Annotated in this window: 18 protein-coding genes; 5 read left to right on the forward strand and 13 right to left on the reverse strand. The window is 50.4% G+C overall.

The window, feature by feature from the left end:
* The first annotated feature begins 112 nt into the window (after window positions 1-112).
* Complete coding sequence (locus JUF22_RS03235) at window positions 113-1765, forward strand: peptide ABC transporter substrate-binding protein (RefSeq protein WP_236000697.1); 1653 nt, start codon at window positions 113-115, stop codon at window positions 1763-1765.
* 104 nt (window positions 1766-1869) lie between these two features.
* Here the strand turns inward: JUF22_RS03235 and JUF22_RS03240 are convergent, their stop codons facing one another.
* The 3 genes from JUF22_RS03240 to JUF22_RS03250 all read right to left on the reverse strand — a co-directional run bounded on the left by JUF22_RS03240 (window position 1870) and on the right by JUF22_RS03250 (window position 4228).
* Entirely contained in the window at window positions 1870-2712 is an 843-nt protein-coding gene (locus tag JUF22_RS03240) for a Fic family protein (protein WP_203643238.1), read from the reverse strand.
* Between the two features lie 164 nt (window positions 2713-2876).
* Window positions 2877-3191 carry a DUF7671 family protein gene (locus JUF22_RS03245; RefSeq protein ID WP_203643242.1) on the reverse strand — a complete coding sequence of 105 codons (315 nt, stop codon included), beginning with the start codon at window positions 3189-3191 and terminating at the stop codon, window positions 2877-2879.
* On the reverse strand, window positions 3188-4228 hold the full coding sequence (locus JUF22_RS03250; RefSeq protein ID WP_203643245.1) for a lipoate--protein ligase family protein: 1041 nt from the start codon (window positions 4226-4228) through the stop codon (window positions 3188-3190). Before JUF22_RS03250 ends, JUF22_RS03245 begins: the two co-directional genes overlap by 4 nt.
* Before the next feature lie 765 nt (window positions 4229-4993).
* Here JUF22_RS03250 and JUF22_RS03255 point away from each other — a divergent pair.
* The gene (locus JUF22_RS03255; RefSeq protein ID WP_125763477.1) at window positions 4994-5377 is read left to right on the forward strand and encodes a glycine cleavage system H family protein; all 384 of its coding nucleotides are present in this window, start codon (window positions 4994-4996) and stop codon (window positions 5375-5377) included.
* A 152-nt stretch (window positions 5378-5529) separates the two neighbouring features.
* Entirely contained in the window at window positions 5530-6060 is a 531-nt protein-coding gene (locus JUF22_RS03260; protein ID WP_203643248.1) for a helix-turn-helix domain-containing protein, read from the forward strand.
* 43 nt (window positions 6061-6103) lie between these two features.
* Here JUF22_RS03260 and JUF22_RS03265 read toward each other — a convergent pair whose 3' ends face one another.
* Window positions 6104-7126, reverse strand: a complete 1023-nt coding sequence (locus JUF22_RS03265; RefSeq protein ID WP_373306103.1) for an aldo/keto reductase — start codon at window positions 7124-7126, stop codon at window positions 6104-6106.
* 168 nt (window positions 7127-7294) lie between these two features.
* Here JUF22_RS03265 and JUF22_RS03270 point away from each other — a divergent pair, with 168 nt between their 5' ends.
* Window positions 7295-7510 (forward strand): P8 family protein, encoded by a 216-nt coding sequence (locus tag JUF22_RS03270; protein WP_125763483.1) that lies wholly within the window; start codon window positions 7295-7297, stop codon window positions 7508-7510.
* 136 nt (window positions 7511-7646) lie between these two features.
* On the opposite strand, the gene JUF22_RS03275 is transcribed toward JUF22_RS03270, so the two are convergent.
* The 7 genes from JUF22_RS03275 to JUF22_RS03305 form a co-directional block, all read right to left on the reverse strand.
* Window positions 7647-8270 carry a histidine phosphatase family protein gene (locus tag JUF22_RS03275; RefSeq protein ID WP_203643251.1) on the reverse strand — a complete coding sequence of 208 codons (624 nt, stop codon included), beginning with the start codon at window positions 8268-8270 and terminating at the stop codon, window positions 7647-7649.
* Window positions 8271-8281: 11 nt separating this feature from the next.
* Complete coding sequence (locus tag JUF22_RS03280) at window positions 8282-9193, reverse strand: DMT family transporter (protein ID WP_125763868.1); 912 nt, start codon at window positions 9191-9193, stop codon at window positions 8282-8284.
* Between the two features lie 920 nt (window positions 9194-10113).
* The gene (locus tag JUF22_RS03285) at window positions 10114-10797 is read right to left on the reverse strand and encodes a methionine ABC transporter permease (RefSeq protein ID WP_203643254.1); all 684 of its coding nucleotides are present in this window, start codon (window positions 10795-10797) and stop codon (window positions 10114-10116) included.
* Entirely contained in the window at window positions 10798-11862 is a 1065-nt protein-coding gene (locus JUF22_RS03290) for a methionine ABC transporter ATP-binding protein (protein ID WP_203643255.1), read from the reverse strand.
* A gap of 441 nt (window positions 11863-12303) precedes the next feature.
* Window positions 12304-13113, reverse strand: coding sequence for a MetQ/NlpA family ABC transporter substrate-binding protein (locus JUF22_RS03295; protein ID WP_203637862.1), 810 nt, complete (start codon window positions 13111-13113; stop codon window positions 12304-12306).
* Window positions 13114-13633: 520 nt separating this feature from the next.
* Window positions 13634-14182: a DNA-3-methyladenine glycosylase I gene (locus JUF22_RS03300; RefSeq protein WP_203643257.1), complete on the reverse strand. Its 549-nt coding sequence runs from the start codon at window positions 14180-14182 to the stop codon at window positions 13634-13636.
* A gap of 867 nt (window positions 14183-15049) precedes the next feature.
* A complete protein-coding gene (locus tag JUF22_RS03305) occupies window positions 15050-16690 on the reverse strand; it encodes a peptide ABC transporter substrate-binding protein (RefSeq protein ID WP_203643260.1) in 1641 nt (546 codons plus the stop codon).
* A gap of 444 nt (window positions 16691-17134) precedes the next feature.
* Here JUF22_RS03305 and JUF22_RS03310 point away from each other — a divergent pair, with 444 nt between their 5' ends.
* Window positions 17135-19384, forward strand: coding sequence for a glycoside hydrolase family 3 C-terminal domain-containing protein (locus JUF22_RS03310; RefSeq protein WP_203643262.1), 2250 nt, complete (start codon window positions 17135-17137; stop codon window positions 19382-19384).
* Between the two features lie 85 nt (window positions 19385-19469).
* Here the strand turns inward: JUF22_RS03310 and JUF22_RS03315 are convergent, their stop codons facing one another.
* A complete protein-coding gene (locus JUF22_RS03315; RefSeq protein WP_203643264.1) occupies window positions 19470-19916 on the reverse strand; it encodes a GNAT family N-acetyltransferase in 447 nt (148 codons plus the stop codon).
* 11 nt (window positions 19917-19927) lie between these two features.
* Entirely contained in the window at window positions 19928-20911 is a 984-nt protein-coding gene (locus tag JUF22_RS03320; RefSeq protein WP_203643267.1) for a choloylglycine hydrolase family protein, read from the reverse strand.
* Window positions 20912-21298 lie beyond the last annotated feature (387 nt).

A 21298-nucleotide genomic window follows, 5' to 3' on the forward strand; every position in this document is an offset into this window, starting at 1 on the left:
GCAGGGCACCTTGAGCGCGCCGCCGGGAACGACCAGCACCGCGTTCCGGCCCAGTTTTCACCAGCCCGGAGGCGAAGTTTAACCCAAGACTATACATAACGGAGTGGTAAACGTGAAACGTTGGCGATTCTTTCTAATATTAATCCTGTGTACCAGCTTAGCCGGCTGCCAGATGGCCAAGGAAACGCACACGACCAGTGACAGCAAGGGCGTCATGACCCGCAAACAGGTCGTTACCCTGGCCACCTCACAGCCCTTGACGACGCTGGATACCGACAAGCTCACCCAATTTGGGCGGCTCAACAACACCATTGAGGGCCTCTATTCAACGACCGGTGAGGGCCAAAGTGAACTGGCCCTGGCCAAAAAGGTCAAGGTGACCAACAATAAGAAGACCTATACCTTTACCCTCTGGCGTGACTCCCACTGGAGCAACGGCGACCTCATCACGGCCCACGACTTCGTTTATTCCTGGCAACGGGCGCTGTCCCCAACGACTAAGGCACCGAACGCCGACCTGTTTGTCGGGATGCAAAACGCGCGCCAGATTCTCGATGGCAAGCTGCCCGCCAGCAAGTTGGGCGTGAGCGCACCGAGTCGTTTCAAATTAGTCGTCCACCTGGATCACCCCATGGCCGAACTCCCACAACGACTGACGTTTCCCCTGTTTGGCCCACAAAATGAGCGCATCGCCCTAAAATATGGCAAAAAGTATGCAACCAAACCGCTGTACCAAGTCTATGCCGGGCCGTTCATGGTCGCCAGCAAGGGCAACACCGCCAAACACTGGCACATGATTCCCAACCCGCACTACTGGGACCGCGAGCACGTCTACCTGCAACGGATCAACGTGGACGTTTATCATAGCAACGCCAAGATGTGGACGGATTACCGCAAGGGCACGCTCGATGAGGTCCGCTTGCTGGGCAAGGCCAACATTAAATCGTTTGAAAAACAGGCCGCCTACACTGCGCGACCGTACTCAAAAATGGTGTTGTTAAACTATCGTCAGGCCGGTCCTAAATCCACGGTCAATCAGTTACTTCGCCAACGAATCGCCCGTTTAGCTATTTCCCACGCCATTGACCGGCAGAAGCTAGGCACCGCGTCGTATGGCAGCACCTCGCTTCCCGCCCAGGGTATCGTGCCAGCGGGGCTGAGTCGCGGGCAACGGGGCACGTCAGATTTCGCAGCCGCTCAACCGCAACAACAAACGCTGAAATTGAATTTACCGTTGGCGAAAAGGCTCTGGCAGACGGCCAAGAAACGCGCTGGCGTCAAACACATCACGCTGACCCTGAGTTACCTGGACGCCACCTACAGCTACAAGATTGCCCACACCCTGCAACACCAACTGACCACAGCCTTGCCGGGCCTCACGATTCGGCTGGTGCCCCGCGAGTGGTCCGTCGACGAACTACCGAAGCCAACCAGTAGCGATTTAACGCTGACGACCCAGCACGCGCAGTACGCCGACCCCCTGTCGATGTTGGCGCTCTTTACCAGCACCAGCATGGCCAATACGGGAAAATGGTCGAACACTACCTACGACCAATTGATTGCCCAGGCCAGCACGGCGCCCGCCTTTAACAGCACGCGCTGGAAAACCTTACTCAAGGCGGACGGCGTCTTGATGAAGTCTCAAGGGGTCACGCCCCTCTTTCAACCGGCCAGCACCTACCTCGTCAACCCCAAACTCAACGGGGTGCAGTACAATACGGTTGGTACGCAATCCAACTTTAAGGGTGCTTACTTTGTGAAATAATTGACTCAATACTAGTTGTCAAAAAAGATATGATGCACCTGGGTTTGCGTTACTTCCCCAGGTGCATCATATCTTTTTTTTCGCTAATATCGGCTTGTCGTCTGTTAGTCGTTATCTTTATCCTGCAGAAATTTCTCGAACCGCGGATCAACATCATTTTTAGCGTCTTCCTGATTTTTTTCATTAAGTTCAAGAATACTGATTCGCTGTGCCAACGTTTTGCGCACGTAATCGCTGATTAAACTTTCAAATGGTTGTAGATTGGCACTTTCACGAGAAACGGCCAAATCTTCCATGTAGATGGTCCGCGCTTCCTTATCTGGCTGGACGTTGATGACCGGGTAACCAGCTTGGGTCAACGCCATATTCATCAACAAACGTGCCGTTCGCCCGTTACCATCAGCAAAGGGGTGAATTGAAACGAACTTTTGATGCAAATCAGCAGCGAACTGGACAGGATGTAGGGTCTTCTGCTCCGTGTGCGCCCAATCAAGTAACTGGTCCATTTGCGGTGCAATATCAAATGGCGCGACATAGGGTTTGTCTTCACTGCCAAACGGCCACGCCGCTAAAATTCGATAGACGCCGGCGTTCGCTTTGTCGTTAGTCGTTTGCAGGGTCACGATGCGATTTAGGGTTCGAATCAAGGTAGAACTTAACGGCGTCTGTTGACTAGCTAGTTCCATCATGTATTCGTAAGCTTCGTTCAAATCTAACGTTTCGAGGACATCTTTAACGGGAACGCCATGAACGATCATCCCTGTATTTAAGATTGAGACGACCTCATGAAGGGTCAATGTGTTCCCTTCAATGGCGTTAGACGACCAAACATGTTCGATGCGGACACGCTGCTTTAGTTCTTTGCCCTGTTCAACTGATAAGGGCCGAAGAGCAGCCATCTTCGCTTTAAGTTCGCTAATTTCAGCTAGTTTTTCTTCGATTGGCATTAGAGTTTCAGCTCCTTTTTGGCAAGTTATATTGCCACTATTGTAGCAAAAAAGACGACCGAGACGTTATCGGTCGCCTTAAAATCTACTCAAATAAGTCGGAACAACTGACTTATTAAACGGTCAGGTAAACTGCGAGTTGTCCCCAACTGAATTCGCTACGCTTAATCCGGCAGTTTAGCCGTGGCAACTTGTACCAGGTCTTCACTGACAAATTCACTGGTCAGTCGCTGCATTGGCGTGTATTCGTGCCGTTCCTTGTAGGCGACTGGATAGGCAGCGACCACCGCCACCTTCAAATGGTTTTCGGTCAGGAAAATTTGGCCAGTCCCCTTGTACTTGCCCTTGCTGTGGCGGCCAGTACGCCAGGAATGGAGCTTGAAATCGCCATCCGGTTCACGTTTGATTTCGTACTCGCCGGAGGCATTCGCTTGCACGGGCACCCCGACGTACTGGTTCACGTCGTACTTGGCCTTCATTGCGCCGCCTCCTCAGTGAATACCTGAACAAGTGGCGCAACGGCATCCGCCCCCAACACGGCCGTCACATCCGGCTGCGTCAACACGGTCTCTACCGCAGCGGGTGTGGCGTCGATGCCGGTTAGCTGTTCCGAAATGGCGTGCAACTGAGCCGGGGTGCCGATCGCACCAAATAACATGGCTGTCCGCAATTTGCCGGCGTGGCGGGTAAAGTTGACGTGCAACTCACCGTTAGCGACCGTCAGCTTATGATATTCCCGGAAGCCGGGATTGGCGCCGTAGTTCCAGGCATCCGTATCGTATTTTTCGGCGAGCCGTTGATCAATCACGGCCCAGTCCTTGTCACTCAAGTGATACGTTTCAATTTGATCTAGGCTGTCCACTTCAAAAATGTGGCAGAGTAAGGCTTCCTTGAAAGCTTGAATGTCCAAGTCCCGGTATTCTGGCGCCAGGTACTGCCGCAGATTGGTAATCGCCACCCGGTTGGAATCGACACCGCGATGAGGCCGGTCGCTGGCTGGCAAAAGTGAGGCGTGGGCCGCATCCACGTTCAAGTCGTACATAATGGTCCCGCCGGCCGCGTAGCCTTCTCCATTTTTAAACATGGTCATGCCGGAGAACTTTTTGCCGTCGACCGTCAAGGCACTCTTGTTGCTGATGCCCAGGTCGGCCACCCCCATCGCCTTGAGTGCCCGCAAAACGGGTTCGGCAAAGACCGTGTAGTCCCCAAATTTCGACCCATCTTGCGGATCACCGTTAATGATGTGCTCAAAAATCAGGTTGCGCTCATCATGGTAAACGGCGCCGCCACCGGACGTCCGCCGCACGAGTTGCACGTGATTTTGTTCTAAGTAGTGGAAATCAACCTCGGCCCCCACCGTCTGGTTAATGCCGACGATGACGGCTGGTTGGTTGACGTACATCATCAGACCGTGGCCGGGTAATTTTAAATCGTTGACTAAGTAGTTGTCGATGGATTGATTGACGATGGCATCGGTCACGACTTGGCCGTTGCGATTGGTATCAATTAAAAACATTTCAGGTAACACTCCTTTCAGGTAGGTGGTTTGTGTGAGTTGGTGTCTGCGGCTGCCAGGATTCCGCCTGCTGTGGGGACCGCCTTCAGCCAAAGAACGGGCTTCCGGCTCGACTTTGAGCCGCGAAGCCCACCCGCCTCAAAGTTCGTCCCGTGCTGTAAGGCCGAGAAAAACACTCGGTCTAACACCACCGACACAGCCGGCTCCATCCTGTCCTCCTCCGACACCAACGGCAACAACACACCGTTCTGTTTATTTTTGTTTACCATTTCTAGCGACGTTAATTGCTATCGAGACACGTCAATTCCTTAAACAACGCCTCACTAACAATAATCAATAAGTCGCTCGCTTCCGGGCTAAACCAGTGTGAGCCGCAAGGCTGGGAAAACTGGGCCGGTCGTGGGAGTGACCAGAGGCGAGCCAAGGTGCCCGGCTGTGTCGATGGTCTTAATAGAGCGATTTTCTCTATTTAGAGCATGGGACAACCTTTGAGACCGAACTTTGGCTCAAAGTTGAGGTGGAAGCCCGCCCTTTGGCTGAAACCGACCCCACAGCAGGGCTCCTTGAGCTCACCGGCGGGAACGGACGCGACCAGGCCCAGTTTTCACCAGCCCGGAGGCGCGGTCCACGTAGTTCAGCCCAAGCGAGCACTGATTGAAATTATTTTTAGTGTAGCATGCACCCTCAGCGTGAGCAAGTTATTGTCAGCGGTTACAAGCAAAGGGTATACTAGAAATTAACAACGACATTAGGGAGGAATTTACGATGACTGAACACCCACAATCTTTTTGGCAACGACTAATGAACTGGTTCCGCGGAAATAAAACCCCGGCCGCACCAGAAATTACCGTCAAGGATGGCGTTTGGCTGGAACAACGTGACCAAGGTCACTACCGAATGGGCCTTTCTAGCGACGCCCTCGAACAAATCGGTGACATTAGTTTCGCTGACCTACCCATTCTGGCCGATGACGTGTTAGCCGCTGGCGATGACATCTTGGAAGTCGAGAGCGACAAGGCCGTCGAAAACTTCAAAACGCCATTCGCCGGGACGGTCGTTAAGGTCAACGAAGACTTAGTTGGCGACCCCGCCACTATGAATAAGAACAAGCAAGCCGACAACTGGGTATTGGATTTACAAGTTGCCTGAATTTCATCAAAACTAGTCAGTGCTTTTCATAGCCTGGCTAGTTTTTTCTATAGGCCACAAACAGCGCCACTACCCGTTTGCAACCAAATAGTGCGTGCCACTAATTCTAATTTTTGCTATGATAATTCTTGTTTCCACAGGAGGAGAATCATATGCAAATTGGTCAACAAATTAAAACCCAGCGTGAACTAAAACATTGGTCGCAACAAGACCTTGCTAATCGCTTAAATATTTCACACCAGTCCATTTCAAAATGGGAGCAAGGTACTGCTCTCCCCAGCTTTTCAAATGTTGTTCTTTTGAGTGATCTATTCGGATTATCCATTGATGAGTTTGTCCGACAAGATACCCACATGATGAATAAGTTAGCCCATCCGACCGATCGCCCATTTTCATTAGTTTTATTATTGAGCTTTGGCTGTGCTGTCATTACTTCACTCATTTCGCTCAGTATCGGAATTGACGAATCAACTTTTATAGATAGTACCCAATCCTTCATTTTGATTGGCGTTATCGTCCTCTTGTTTTTAGTCTATTCCCAGCAACGACAAAATAAATCACATCATACTTGGTTAATGGTTGGCATTGCTACAATCACTCTTGCCTTGCTACTAGTTCCTCAAGTTGATTCATTCTTTTTAGGATTTTATTCAGGACTACTACACCCGTTACATACAGTTTAGACGGAAGAAAAACTCCCGTGAAATTTTCCACAGGAGTTTTTGTTTACCACTTATATTGAACTGGGTTCTTAATATATTTGTTGTAAACGTCACGCACAATGGCCATTTGGTCAGCGGTAAAGGCTGGTAAATCAGCGGCGGCAACGTTGCGGGTAATTTGTTCTGGCTTGGAAGCACCCGGAATTACCGTGCTAACGGCATCAGCCATCAAAATATAGCGTAAAGCTAATGGCGCCAACGCTTGGTCTAAGCCTAACCGTTCGTGCAATTCGTTTGCGGCCTTGACCCCCGTGGCGTACTCTACCCCGGAGAAGGTTTCGCCTTGATCGAAGGCCTCGCCGTGCCGGTTAAAGTTCCGGTGGTCCGCTTTGCCAAAGGTGGTGTCCAGCGTGTATTTCCCGCTCAACAGGCCACTAGCCAGTGGCACCCGGGCGATGATGCCGACATTCTTGGCTTGGGCCATCTTGAAGAAATTATCGGCTGGCCGCAAGCGGAACATGTTGTAGATAATTTCTACGGCGGAAATGTCGTAGTCCAAGGCCTTCATGGCTTCTTCGACCCGTTCAACGGAAACCCCATAGTTCTTGATCTTACCATCCTTTTTCAGTTGGTCGAGTGTGAAGAAGACTTCTGGTTCATAGTAAACGGGGGTTGGTGGGCAGTGCAACAGCACGTTGTCCAGCGCATCGACGTCTAAATTGGTCAGGCTCTCTTCCACAAATTTAGTGATATTGGCTGCGGTGTACCCGCTGGCCACGTGGGGATCAAGCTTCCGACCGACCTTCGTCGAGACGAACACCTTGTCCTGCTTGCCCTTGATAAACTTGGCGAGTGCCCGTTCGCTCTGTCCATCCTGATAAATATCAGCGGTGTCAAAGAAGTTCACGCCCGCATCATAGGCCGCGGCCAACGTATTTTGCGCGTCTGCCTCATCGAAGGGGTCGCCCCATTTTGACCCCAGTTGCCAAGTGCCCAAGGAAACTTCACTAACGTTAAAGTTAGTTTTACCAAATTGACGATACTTCACCGTAATCCCTGCTTTCTGCGCCAGTCTTGCCGGCGCCATCCCCTTTATTCTGCCGTTTTATTTAAGGAGCGTCAATAACTAACCCCCGCCACATGAACAAAATATTTACCATTTCCGCTAAAAAGGACTACCATGAAAATTGAAGCCGGTGGTACCCATGCCAGTAACAGATCCGCTGACCCCAAATTTTTTTTGGAGGTAATGGTTATGGCTGTTGTAGAAAAGACTGCATTATTGGATAAAGAAATGAGTGAAGTGTTCGACTGGTCCGACAAGAAGTTACCTGTTCGTGACGCTCTCTGGGATCACTTCATGGAATCCAATGGTCACAACACCGATGAAACTGAAGCTTCGATGAAGGAAATCGACGCTAAGTCCGACGATGAAGTTCGTTCTTACGTGGAAGATAACCTTAAGAAGTAACCGGCTGTCTCAACCTAAAAATAACCTCGCCCTTGTGGTGAGGTTATTTTTCTTTGGCTAAAATTAATCTGTCCGAATGCAAAAAGGCCCCTCAGATACCGTAACGCATCTAAGGGGCCTCGTTTGAATTTTAAAATTAGTTAAACTGTGCCGTTACCCCATAAGTTCGGAGATAACGTCGACCAGTCGCCGGATCAATTTCCATTCGGGTCACGCTGGTATTGGCCGGTTCTGGCAACGCCGTCGTCGCTGGCGCGTTCAGCATCAACAGCGCCGTCGCCTTGATAGTCAGCCCGTGGCTCACCACCAAAATGTGGTCATCCGGATGGTCAACCACTTCTTCGGCCAGCCACTGGCCCACGCGTCGTTGAATGTCACGGTAGGTCTCCCCACCAGCTGCGACCAGCACATCCGGCAAGGCTTCGCCCGTCAGTGGGTCAAAGTCGGCCGGTTGCCGTTCCTGTAAGACCCGGAAGTTTTCCCCCGTCCACTGACCATAATCGGCCTCCATCAGCCGATCATCGAACTGCGGTAAGACGTCTAGCTTCGCCGTTAAGGCCGCTGTCGTTTGCCGGGTCCGATGTAAGGGACTGCTGACTAACTGGTCGTAGTGACTCCCCTGAAGCCACTGAGCGAGGCGTTCGGCCTGCTGTAAGCCGTTCACGGTTAAATGCGTGACCGCCGTATCCAATTGTCCTTGCATGATCTGGTCAACGTTGGCTTGCGTTTGACCATGACGCACCCAATCAAAGGTCGTCATTTTCTCACTTCCTAATTTTCTCTCTCAAATTGCGTCTCGATCTTTCGTCGGCCCTGTTGTAGCAGGTAAATCGCCACAATCACTAGGACGGAACCAATGACTTCCGCAATCGTAATTTTTAAACTCAGGAAAATAATGGATAAAATAAACGTCACCACTGGCTGCGTTGCGTCAACGATACTAATCACATCGGACGGCGCAAAGTGGGTACTGTACAGAATCAAGGAGAATGGCAAAATCGTTCCCACGATAATCACCGTGGCCATTGACCCAATCAGAGTCCCAGTGATTGGTGGCATGTTCAGGAATACCGGATGGTACAGATTGAAGAAAATTCCGGCAATAAACGTTCCCCAGCCTAACACAGTAATCGGCGCATGACCATAGTCTCGTACCAATGGCCGCGGTAAAACCACGTAACAAGCCGCCGTGATCCCGGAACCAATCCCCCATAACAGGGAGTTAACGGGAATGGCCAATTGCGTGATGTCCCCCCGGGTAATCGCCAGGAACACCCCGACTAACGCGACCGCAAAGGCAATCAGATCACTGCGCAGTGGTCGTTCGTGTTTGAACAATAGACTCCCCAACACAATGAATAAGGGACTTAGGTACTGCAAGATCGTGGCTGCGGCCGCATTTCCCGACTGAACGGCAATGTAAAAGGTCAGGAGGTTCGCGCCCAACCCAATCAAGGCATAGGCCAAGAGCCAGGACACTTCGCGCCAGCTCTTAAAAATCGTAAACGTTTCTTTGCCATATAAAACCAGACTGATCAGTAACAAAATAACGCCGGCGCCCATCGTCCGGGCGGACAGAAACCAACTGGTCGGAATCGACTGGCCCTGTGAAATAAACTGAAGGACCGTTCCGGAAACCCCGAACATGGCCGAAGCCACCGTGGCCCAGAAAATCCCCTTCATAACATTTTCCGTTGGCGTACCTACATTTTTCAAAACACGATAAATCCTTTCTCTCTCATACCTCAAGTATGCATCATCATTTCGTTACTGGGATGTTGAACATAGTCTGTATCTTCCGTTCCCGACGGTGGGGTCAAGGTGCCCCACCTCTGGTCACTGACACAGGTTACTTATCTTCACTATCAATACCGAGCTTACTGTCACACAGCCATTTATCCGGTCACATGCTGGCCCCACTAGTTCTCCCAGTCACTTATCATTTTCAATTAGTTTTTAACTGACACGATTAACACGAGTCGTGCCATAATTTTTACATTTTACCGGAAAACCATTAGAATTTGGCGGCAAAAACAGGCAAATATCACCGTCTCCAAAAATTTATTTTGTTATATTACGAAGCGGGTCAACCGCCCGCACACCAGTCAATCAGCCCAACTTTCCGGTTACCCAATTGTTCGCTACTCACGTGAGTGTCTCCCGCCATCCCCGTGAACAGCAAACGAACTAAATTAGCTTACCACTTCCAACCCAATTGGTCACTAACCAGGTCTGACCAATTACATGAGACACCCCAGAAAATTAAAAATCATATCACAAATTCCAACAAAAAAGGCAAAATCACAGCGTCCAAACTGACGAAGTAATTTTGCCTTTCAATTTAAAATTTAATATCAGTCTCACCAGCAAGGACTCGCCAGTAAAGTTGGCACACAGCTAAACACTAGTATGAGCCGTGAGGTTGGCGAAAATTGGCTCAGCCGTGGGATTCTGCGAGAAATTTTCTCGCAGAATGGCGACTTTGAAACTCGTTCTTTGAGGTTCAAAGCGAGCTCGAAGACCGCTTCTCAGGCTTCGGGCGTCCTCCCCACCGCGTTCCGGCCAATTTTCGCCGACCGGTAAGGCGCGGTTATCCACCATTTCTAAGCGGTGTGGTCAACTTTACGGGCCCAGAGGTCACCGAGAAGCTGGATAGCAAACACAATCACCAGAATGATCAACATCGCCAGAATCGTGACGTCACTTTCAAAGCGGCTGTACCCGACGTTGATGGCCAAGTTCCCTAAGCCCCCACCACCGATGGCACCGGCCATGGCAGTCAGGTCGATCAGACTGATCAACGTAAGAACGGACGAGCGGACAATATCCGGCAGCCCTTCTCTGAGGTAGACGCGGAAAATAATTGCGATGGGACCGGAACCAACTGATTCAGCGGCTTCAATCACGCCACGGTCAACTTCGGACAGGGCGTTTTGAATCTGCCGCGCGTAGAATGGCGCAGACCCAATCACCAGTGGCACGATGGCTGCGGTGGTCCCGATAGCGGTCCCCACAATCAACCGGGTCAGTGGTGCGATGACGGCCAGTAAAATAACGAATGGAATTGACCGACACAGGTTAACGATCTTATCGAGAATGTTATAAACAATCCGATTTTCCAGGATACCGCCGGGTTGAGTCACAATCAAGCCAACCCCAATGGCCATCCCCAGAATCCCCGCCACAACGGCGGTAAAGAATGTCATGTACAGTGTTTCGCCGGTGGCCTGGAGAAAATCACTCTTCATGGTCACAGCATTAGGAAAATATTTGGCAAACCAAGTCATTTAGGCCACCTCCGGATCTGTTGGTTTTAAGTGCGTAATGGTGATGCCGGCGTCCTGACAGTATTGCCAAGCAGCCTGTAGCTTGTCGGGATCCCCGGTCATGACGACAATCAGGTTCCCTAACGGCGTGTCTTGGAGAATTTCCACGTTCCCGTAAAGGATATTGGAAACCACCCCGTAACGCTTGTACAGGTCGGTAATCAGCGGTGCGTCGGTGCTGGCCCCCACGTACTGGAGTTGAACCAACTGTTGATGGTCGTCCAGGCCCAGGGTCCGCGCCTGTTTGTAAATCTTTTCAAGTGCTTGATTGATCTGCGTTGCGGTATTAATGAAGTCCTGCGTCAATGGCTTTTCGGGACGGCTAAAGATGCTGACCAGGTCACCGCGTTCGATGATTTCACCATCATCCATGACGGCCACCTTATTACAGATTTCCTTCACGGCTTCCATTTCGTGGGTGATGAGGACCACGGTCAGGCCTAATTGCTGGTTCAACCGCTTCAACAATTCCAAAATGGATGAAGTGGTCTTGGGGTCCAAGGCACTCGTCGCTTCGTCACTGATTAGAATCTCGGGGTCATTGGCCAGGGCCCGCGCAATGGCGACCCGTTGCTTTTGCCCCCCGGAAAGTTGCGCTGGGTAATCCTCAGCCTTTTCTGTCAACCCAACTAGGTCCAAGAGATGAGCCACTTTTTGTTGGCGTTCCTCATGGGACAACTCGCCACCCTTTAAGGGGTAGCCCACGTTGTCGGCAATCGTCCGGGATGCCATCAAATTAAAGTGTTGGAAGATCATCCCAATTTTCGTCCGGGCAACCCGGAGTTCCTTAGGCTTGAGTTCCAAAATATCTTGACCATTAACCTCGACAGAACCGGCTGTTGGCCGTTGAAGGCGGTTAATGACCCGCACCAACGTACTCTTCCCGGCGCCGGAATACCCGACGACCCCATAGATGTCCCCGCGGTTGACCGTCAGTGAAACATTTTTGACGGCGGTCACGGTTTGACCCTTATTATGGAAGGTCACGTCGATATCTTTTAACTGAATAATCGCTTCGTTAGTCACAGACTTCATTCTCCTTACTCGCCAATGCCGGCAGTTTCTTCATTAATATGTTTAAACTAATTTTCAATTCGCCTTCCGGACGGTTTAAAATGGTGGCTGATTTGCCGTTCCCGGCGGCGGGCTCAAGGTGTCCTGCTGTGGGGAACGGTTCCAGACTGAGAACCGGTCTTTCACCTCGCCTGAAAGCCTGGAAAAATCCCAGTCTCCCAGGTCGTCCCGTGCTCTAAACTGAGAAAATCACTCAGTTAAGACCACCGACACAGCTGACCACCTTGGGCCGCCTCTGGTCACTCACATTGACCACCATTTTAAACTGTCTTCCAGGATGATAGTCAGTTAACCAATTAGTAACTTCGGTGTCCTCACCATCACTATATCCTTTCAATAACTTAACCGCCGCCTCCCAATAAACGTGAGACGGCGGTATAAGTTAATCCAATCTTACCAAGCTGGGATGGTCAGGCCGTGGTAGTACTTCTTCAACAACTTCTTCGTTGCTTCGGTCTGGTAAGCCTTCACGATCTTCTTGTAGGTCTTGTTGTTCTTGTCAGACTTGTTGGTTGCGATGATGTTGATGTATGGAATAGAAGCCTTGTTGATCTTTTCCTTGAAGATGGTTTCGTTATTTGGCAACTTAGCTTCGGCAGCGAATTCGTTGTTGATAACGGCACCAGTGGCGTCGGTCAATGACCGTGGCGTTTGGGCAGCATCAACGGCGGTGATCTTCAGGTTCAACTTGTTTTGCGTGATGTTCTTAGGCGTTGGTAACTTAACCTTGGAATCCACCTTGATCAAGCCAGCGGATTGCAGTAAATGTAAGGCCCGGCCTTCGTTCGTGGAGTCGTTAGGAATGGTGATTTGGTCACCCTTCTTGATAGCTGAAACGCTCTTGACCTTCTTGGAGTACAAACGTAGTGGTGCGCGGACGGTCTTCCCAATGGAAACGATGTCCGTCTTGTGCGCCTTGTTCCATTGATCCATGAAGAATGTGTGTTGGAACGAGTTCAAATCAATTTCGTGGTTCGTCAACGCAGCGTTAGGCTGGTTGTAATCGGTGAAGGTCACCAACTTGATGTTGATGCCGTCCTTCTTTAACTTCGTTTGGATAGGTTTCCAGATTTTTTCATCGGAACCCATGATCCCAACCTTAACCGTCTTGTTGCTGCTGCTAGACTTGCCACAGCCGGAAACAATTAAAAGTGGAATCAACAATAATAAGAGCCAACTAAAATGCTTAAATGATTTCTTCATACTCAGTAATCCCCTTTGTTTTTTAAACTATTATCCTCATAAGATAAACGCCACGATTGAAAAATGCGACCAAAAGAAAAAGTCCGCTCCTAAATTAATAGAAACGAACTTTGTCGTGGTACCATTCTAATTCAAGTCAGGTTAAAGACACCCGGCTCCTCATTAACACTCGCCAGCTTGCGCCTTGAAGTGCGTGCACGATAATGAGTGCCGGACATTACCACCTCATCGCAAGGACTCAGTGATACCAATTCATTTCAGGCCATCTTCACCCCGCCGTGGGTTACCCGCTTTCAGCAAATCGCGAGCTCTCTTGAAACCATTAACGGTGGTTACTCTCCTGATCACATTGTTTTTTCAATCGCTTAATTTATCTGTAAGTCTAATGCAACTTTAATTGGGTGTCAAGACAAAGTTGATATAAATTCATTCATAACGAACCGCATGATACCGGCATTCCCTAATAAGTGTCCCTTAGAAACCGGTTGCGTCCTAAATAAATTTCTCACCTAAATTTCACTTAATCATCAATGATTTGCTCGCGTAAGAGGCCCGCAGCTAGTAAAAACATGTGCGTCACAACCGGGCCGACAAAACTAAATCCGCGGCGTTTTAAATCCTTGGCGACCGCGCTGCCGATGCCTGATTGATTGGTCAGCATGTCTCGGGTAACCGCCGGCAATAACAAGGGGGTGCCGTTCACAAATTCCCAGAGGTAGGCACTGAAACTGCCAAACTCTCGTTGTACCTGCACCATGGCTCGGGCGTTGTGAATGGTTGCCCGAATTTTCCGACCGTTGCTGATCATGTCTGGATCGTTGGCAATCCGTTCGCCGTCGAGTTCGTCTTCGAACCCAGCCACCCGCTGCGGGTCCATCCCCGCAAACAGCCGCCGATAAACCGGTAGCTTGCTGGCGGCCGCCTGCCAACTCAGGCCGACTTGAAACACGCCGACCGTTAAAAGTTCGTACAGCACGTGGTCATCATGAGTGGGCGTGCCGAAATACGCTTGATATTCCTGGGTCCCATCGCTATCCCAAACGTGCCCATCATCCGGTCCAATTGCCATGTCGCCATCCCCTTCTCGCTTTATGATACCACGCCCAAAACACAAAAAAGCTCTCGGATTTTACAACCCGAGAGCCATTACCCAACAACGCGAATTGCCAGGATTTTCGAAAGTACCCGACCATGGGTACATGTCTACGAGAACCATCATACCATGAACGGGCACAATTTGAAAGCTAATCATGGTCATTGGTCCACTTATGCCCCGAAAAAATCCGGTTCCACTAGCGTTTGGTCTAGCAAAACCGGATTCGATAAAACCTGCTGTAACCAGTCCCCCGTCCCCACTCACTGACGTTAGCCCACCTAAGTCAGTATCGAGAAGCGCCAGCGACCTGGTTCTTTCCAGATGATTGGAAATAGCAGTTGTATCCCAAATTTAGTTACACAACATCTGACGTCAACAATCATTAACCACGCTGACTTTTGATATCAACCGATCGAATACGCACAAATACATAACACGGAAGAAACCATCAACTAACGATTTGAACCAATCTCAGCCGTGAGGTCAGTCAAAATGGTGACTTTGAGACTCGCTTCTTAGGGGCTCAAAGCAAGTCTGAGTCAAAATTTCTGCAAATGGCCTAATCAACCAATTCAACCAAAACTATCATCAAAAGATCACTTGCGCCGGTCTAAATCAGTGTGAGCCGCAAGGTTGGTGAAAATGGACTCAGCCGTGGGAATTCCCTTAGCAACGGTCTTGGTTGCTTAGGGAATTGATATCTTTGAGACTCGTTTCTTAGAGGCTCAAAGTAAGCTCAGAGACCGTCCTTTGGCTCTGGGCGTTCGCCCACAGCGTTCCGGTCCATTTTCACCGGCCTGGAGGCGCGGTTACCACACCATTTAACCTAGTAGCCAGCGATTATTTGATATAAGCGTATTTGTAGCTCCACTGGGTGCCCGCCGTGTTGTGAATAATCCCCTTAACGTCAGACCGTGTCAGGTAAGCATAGTTCGCTTGGTACAAGGGCGTGAAGCTCTGCGTCTTGTTCACCAACTTGGCTGCCTGAACCATGTCTTGCCAACGGGCCTCATCGTTGCCGGCATCTTGGTTCTGTGCCTTGTCGATCAGCGCATCGTATTGCTTGTTGGACCACTTGCCGTAGTTCAGCGAGTTCGAGCTGACCGGAATCTGCAGGAAGGAAATCGGATCGTTGAAGTCGGCCCCCCAGTGAGACAGGTAGAGGTCAAAGTCGCCGTTGGTCGAACGAGATTGGGCTACGGAAGCCGGCACGTTTTGAATCTTCAGGTCAAAGCCCTTCAGATTCTTTTCCAGCGCACCCTTTAAGTATTGGGTCACGGTGCTGGCCGCAACGTCATCGTTGCCGGCCATGATGCTCAGGCCAACCTTCTTGATGCCGAGTTGCTTCAGCCCAGCCGCCCACTTTTTCTTGGCTAAAGTTGGGTTGTACGTCGTGGTGTTCTTGACCTTCTGCTGGCTAGCAAAGTCCTTGCCACTCTTAGGATCACGCGCTAAGCCACTGGCAACGAAACCGGTTGGCGTCACGGATCCATCCCCCAGCACCTTCTTGGTCAATTGACTACGGTTGATGGATAAGGCAATGGCCTGGCGGATATTTTGATTGTTCATGATCCGTCGCTTGGCCTTGTCAGCATCTTGGAAGTTGTATTTCAAATGAATCACGATGGAATACGGATATTGCTGGAATTCTTTGTCATTCTTGTAGTTTTTAACTTGCTCATTGGATAACTGCGCAAAATCGAGTTTCTTGTTCTGGTACAAACTCAGACCCGTTTGGGGATTCGTCACAACCTGATAATTAATCTTTTGAAGCTTAACGACCTTTTTATCCCAATACTGGTTGTTCTTCACAAAGGACCAGGTGTTGCCCGTCCCGTTCCAGCCCTGAATCTTGAAGGGCCCACTGTAGACCATGTACTCGGACTTGGTGGCATACTTCTTGCCGTATTTGTCGATAACCTGTTTATTTTGTGGGGCGAATAACGGGTAAGCCATTAAAATTTTAAAGTAAGCGATGGGCTTATCCAGCTTGATGACCACCGTCTGTTGGTTCTTGGCGTGAATCCCAATGGTACTGGGCTTAGCCTTACCGGCGATAATCTTATCCCCATTTTTAATGCCAGAAAACATCGTCATGTAGGACGACTTGGTGGATGGCGTTAACGTCCGCCGCCAGGAATAAACGAAGTCCTGAGCCGTAATCTTGTCGCCATTGCTCCACTTTGCGTTGTCGCGAATATGAAACGTCCACGTCTTTTTATCCTTCGACATTTTTGCTGAATCTGCCAACCCTGGTGCAACCTGACCGTCTTTGCCTAACCGATAAAAACTTTCAAAAACGTTCCCCGTCTGGCCATAACCGGTGGCCTTGGCGAGGTCGATGGTGTCGAGTGCGGCCGTCGCTGGTAACCGCAAAACTTGTTGCGGCTTGGACGTTGCCGCAGTTTGGCCACAGGCAGCTAACCCCATACCAATTGCCAATACTGCTGCGATTAACCCAATCCCAGTCCATTTTTTCATAAGAAGTTTGCTCCCTTTTCCTCAAATTTTTGTGGTGTACAATCCGCAAAATTATGATTTAAATACAGAAAAAACGGGCTACCGCCTTCACTTAACTCGTGAAAGCGGTAGCCCGTTCGACACTGCCAACCTAGGTCGGCGCTATGTACTACTACGGTTTAGCCGGAAAATCACGAATTGAGGTAGCGCAAAAAGACACGTTACATTCGCAACATGCGGCAAGCAGTGATTTAACTTGAGTGGCGTTCTTCAACATCGTGATTTTCCTCCTTAACTTATTTTTTGTAATTAATTGGATTGTACAAGACCTAAGATACCCTCTTCCTCGGTGTTTGTCAAAGGTTAAAATCGGCCACCGACAGATTTCAAAAGTGGCGGGTAACATTCCGTGGTGGAAAAAGGTATACTTGAAACAAGTTTAACTAGTAGAAAGGATTTGAACGTATGGACATCGAACGCATGCTTGCTGAACTAACGTTACCAGAGAAGGCCGCTCTGGTTTCAGGAAAAAATAGTTGGTACACGGCCGCTATTGACCGGCTGGACATCCCCGCCCTTATGATGACGGACGGCCCTTCCGGCTTACGGAAGCAGACCGCGGATTCAGGCACCACGAACATTAACGACTCGGTTCAAGCCATTACTTATCCGGCTGCCGCGCTGAGTGCGAGCTCCTGGAATCGTGATCTTATGCACCAACTAGGTGAACACCTGGGTGACGAGGCTCGCGCAGAGCAAGTCAGTCTGTTGCTGGGACCCGGCGTCAACTTGAAGCGTTCTCCCTTGGGTGGGCGTAACTTCGAATACCTTTCAGAAGATCCCTTAGTGGCCGGCGAACTAGGCGGTGCCTACGTTCAAGGCGTCCAATCCAAACACGTCGGTGTGGCCGTTAAACATTTTGCCGCCAACAACCGGGAAAATCAACGGTTCACGGCCTCCAGCGATATGGATCAACGGACACTGCGCGAACTTTATTTACGCACTTTTGAAATCATCGTCAAGGCCGCTTACCCTGCCACCATCATGACCTCTTATAACAAGATTAATGGGACGTTAAATTCTCAAAATCGCCGGTTGCTCCGCAGCATCTTGCGTGACGAATGGGGCTTCCACGGTGCAGTCATGTCTGACTGGGGCGCCGTCGCTGACAACGTCCAGGCCTTACGCGCTGGGCTTGATTTGGAAATGCCAGGTCAGGGCCAAGCTTCCGTGAACAACATTATCCGGGCCGTCGAAACCGGCGAACTGGACGAAGGAACGCTGAACAAGGCGGTCCGGCACTTACTGCACATCATTGAGAACTGGCTGCCTGCCGACCATGCGGGGACCTATGACCACGCGGCCCATCACCAATTTGCCCGTAAGTTGGCCGATGATGGCATCGTGCTCTTAAAGAACCGGCACGCTGAACTGCCACTAGATCCCAAGACCGCTGGCAAAGTGGTCGTTATCGGTGAATTGGCCGATCAACCACGCTACCAAGGGTCCGGCAGCTCCCACGTCAACCCAACGAAGTTGACCACGCCATTGGCTGCTCTGCAAGACAGCGACCTTGAAGCCAATTATTACCCTGGTTACCGGTTGGATCAAAGTGAAACGGACGACAGTTTAGTCGAAGCTGCCCTCACCGCCGCTAAGGACGCCAATCACGTCATCATTTTCGCCGGCTATCCGGAAAATACGGAATCGGAAGGCTTTGACAAGACGTCATTGATGCTCCCTGAAAACCAAGGCGAGTTGATTGGCCGTCTGTCAAAGATCAACGACCACGTCACGGTCGTGCTCCAAAACGGTTCCGCGGTTGAAATGCCTTGGATTCACGGTGTCGACGCCGTTGTCGAAACTTATTTGGCCGGCGAAGCGGTCGGTGAAGCTACCTGGGATATCATCACCGGTGCGGTCAACCCGTCCGGTCACTTGGCCGAGACCTTCCCTCAACGTTTGACCGATACGCCAATGGCCCCAACGTTTGGACAGGACCCCCATCACGAATATTACACGGAAGGCATGTTCATGGGCTACCGTTACTACGATACCCACGAAATGCACGTGCTCTTTCCATTCGGTCATGGTCTCAGTTACACGACCTTTGAATATACCAATCTGGCCGTCGACGAGAACGAACACGGCGCGATCATCACCTTTGACCTGACCAACACGGGCGACCGCGCTGGTCAAGCGGTGCCACAACTCTACGTGGCCAATCACGCCTCGCACGTGCCAATGCCAACCAAGGAACTGCGCGCCTTCACCAAGGTCGCCGTCGCACCTGGCGAAACCAAGGTCGTGACCCTAAAACTCAACCGGCGTGACTTTAGCTGGTGGTGTGAAGGCAAGTCCCGCTGGCAAGCCGATTCTGGCGACTATGAACTCATGGTCGGCGATTCTTCACGGGACATCCGGCTACAGACCAAATTGACCATGGACTTTAAGAACTCCCCCGCCCCTGTGACGGCCGAGACTTACTTATCCACGATTGTCAGAGATCCGCGCCTGCAACAGATTTTCAAGGAGACGGTCCTGGCACCAGAACACGCTAACGGCAATAACTTCTTGGCAACGACTGACGAGCATGGCAATTTAGCCCTACTCCAAGATCAAATGTTCCTGAACATGCCACTACGGGCGGTCATTGCGCTCGGCGGTCCAGCTGATTTGATTCACGATTTCATTAACGCCGCCAACAAGCGGTAGTGAACCGATAAAATTCGCCAAAAAAAGACGAGGTCCCGACGTTGTTTAAAACGTCAAGGTCTCGTCTTTTTCGTGTGCAGTTTGCTTACCGATTCAATGGCAAAACCATATCCAGGTGGGGAATCCCGGTTTCCAAGTAAACCTCGCTAGTGGGCGTAAACCCAAACGATGCGTAAAACTTTTGCAAGTAGGCTTGAGCCTGAATCACAATCTGTTGCGCGTCCGGATAAGTGTCCCGAGCGGCAGCAATGGCTTCGGTCACTAACTCACGACCAGCGCCGTGCTTGCGCGCCGAAGCGGCAACGAGGACCCGGCCAATCCGAACTTGATTGGGTTCCGGAATTAACCGTGCGTAGGCTAACACCTGACCCACATCGTCCGTTCGAAAAAGATGTTGTGCAATCAGATCATCGTCGTCAACTTCCTGATAAACACAGTCTTGTTCCACCACAAAAACCGCCACCCGTAACTGGTAAATACGGAAGAGTTCCGTGGTCGTTAGTTCAGCAAAACTTTTTTGGATAAAAGACATTTGTTCAGCTCCTAGTTCAACGCACTAATGTGTGGCTGGTGGTCCAATGGATATTCCACGGGCGTATCCCAGTCGTTTAACATTTCGTCGGTCATTTTAACGCCTTGCAATTCCAAGTTGTCATAAGGTTCCATGAAGTAAGAACGCTCAGTCAGGTTGGCGTAGGCCCGGTATTGCGTGTAGTCGCTGTGACCGTCAGCCTTTAGCTTGACCCCCTTCGGAATCGTGACACTGTCTAATAGGTGTTGTAAGAGGTTCAGGGTCGTCGGCGTGTCGTCCGTCTTAATGCTGAAGTGCTTGTTGTAAACCGTCCGGACAAAGCGGGATGGTGACGTGTAGTCCCCGGGCAGGCCCAACGCCCCGGTCCCAGGACCCTGGGTAGCTAACTCAAACCCTTCATAATCATGCAAAGGTACGTCGGCAGCTTGCAGCGTCCCGTACGTGCTGAGGTTTTGTAAATGCCAGCTCAATTGTGGTGAGTTCGCCATGACGCCGACCGGATCATCAATCAAATGAATATCATGACTGGTGGCTTCAAGTACGGCAGTCTCCCCCGTTGGATCACTAAAGATAAAGTGCAGCGGTGCCGTGATGCCGAGCAAGGCAACCGGGATGTCCAAGAGTTGAATGTGCTTGACCAGTTCCCGCAGGTCAGCCACACTCTTGGCGTTGCCCAAAGCCCAGGCTGTCACGTCATGTGGCGCTAAGCCCAACTTGTCGGCTGGAGCGGTTGCTTCGTACTTCGCGTATTGTGAAAAGTACAGAGCAGCTGCCCCAAGACCGTATTCATTCACGCCATCAACAAAAATGTAATGGCTCAGGTTTCGGCCGGCCCCGACGAAGCCATACTTCGTGGTGAAGGTCCCCGCATCCCCTTGAATCTGTTGGTTCCGCGGCATAAAGATGGGTTGGCCACCCAGTTCAAACGCAAAATCCATGGTCCGGGCTAAGAATTGGTCGCCCCGACTGTTCTCATAGGTCAAACTCGTACACATTGAAAATCATCCCGTTTCTAATATAGTTACCCATTATTCTAAACCATCAAAATCCGTTTTGCACGGATAATCGTTAAAACTATAACCAATTATGCTAATTTGTTTAAAAACTTCATTTGGCGTTCATTAACGATTTACGCCACCAACTGTCTGGTTCACGGATGATTCACCCGCAAAGTTAGGGCAACTTAATAAGCTGAACGGCTTAACGTCCCTGTTTTTACCCGTCAACTAGCTATTAGCTTTCTATTGAATCCAGTTACTGTTAGGGTTGCCCCAGAGAATAGAGTTGTCATGTAACCCCAGCCTAGGGGAAATCCAGTTTTTCTTTGGGGACTCGTATTGAAGTGTGTCGTTCTTGTAAGGTGCTGGCTAAGTTAAGCACGC

Origin of the sequence: Levilactobacillus lanxiensis (genome assembly GCF_016861655.1) — a bacterium.
In the GTDB taxonomy this organism is placed as follows: Bacteria; Bacillota; Bacilli; order Lactobacillales; family Lactobacillaceae; genus Levilactobacillus; species Levilactobacillus lanxiensis.

Coding starts and splice junctions, on each gene's coding strand:
- JUF22_RS03300 (WP_203643257.1), bottom strand. CDS start 14,182: ATGGCAATTGGACCGGATGATGGGCACGTTTGGGATAGCGATGGGACC.
- JUF22_RS03260 (WP_203643248.1), top strand. CDS start 5,530: ATGCAAATTGGTCAACAAATTAAAACCCAGCGTGAACTAAAACATTGG.
- JUF22_RS03305 (WP_203643260.1), bottom strand. CDS start 16,690: ATGAAAAAATGGACTGGGATTGGGTTAATCGCAGCAGTATTGGCAATT.
- JUF22_RS03280 (WP_125763868.1), bottom strand. CDS start 9,193: ATGAAGGGGATTTTCTGGGCCACGGTGGCTTCGGCCATGTTCGGGGTT.
- JUF22_RS03270 (WP_125763483.1), top strand. CDS start 7,295: ATGGCTGTTGTAGAAAAGACTGCATTATTGGATAAAGAAATGAGTGAA.
- JUF22_RS03310 (WP_203643262.1), top strand. CDS start 17,135: ATGGACATCGAACGCATGCTTGCTGAACTAACGTTACCAGAGAAGGCC.
- JUF22_RS03285 (WP_203643254.1), bottom strand. CDS start 10,797: ATGACTTGGTTTGCCAAATATTTTCCTAATGCTGTGACCATGAAGAGT.
- JUF22_RS03275 (WP_203643251.1), bottom strand. CDS start 8,270: ATGACGACCTTTGATTGGGTGCGTCATGGTCAAACGCAAGCCAACGTT.
- JUF22_RS03320 (WP_203643267.1), bottom strand. CDS start 20,911: ATGTGTACGAGTTTGACCTATGAGAACAGTCGGGGCGACCAATTCTTA.
- JUF22_RS03265 (WP_373306103.1), bottom strand. CDS start 7,126: ATGGCGCCGGCAAGACTGGCGCAGAAAGCAGGGATTACGGTGAAGTAT.
- JUF22_RS03240 (WP_203643238.1), bottom strand. CDS start 2,712: ATGCCAATCGAAGAAAAACTAGCTGAAATTAGCGAACTTAAAGCGAAG.
- JUF22_RS03255 (WP_125763477.1), top strand. CDS start 4,994: ATGACTGAACACCCACAATCTTTTTGGCAACGACTAATGAACTGGTTC.
- JUF22_RS03315 (WP_203643264.1), bottom strand. CDS start 19,916: ATGTCTTTTATCCAAAAAAGTTTTGCTGAACTAACGACCACGGAACTC.
- JUF22_RS03295 (WP_203637862.1), bottom strand. CDS start 13,113: ATGAAGAAATCATTTAAGCATTTTAGTTGGCTCTTATTATTGTTGATT.
- JUF22_RS03245 (WP_203643242.1), bottom strand. CDS start 3,191: ATGAAGGCCAAGTACGACGTGAACCAGTACGTCGGGGTGCCCGTGCAA.
- JUF22_RS03250 (WP_203643245.1), bottom strand. CDS start 4,228: ATGTTTTTAATTGATACCAATCGCAACGGCCAAGTCGTGACCGATGCC.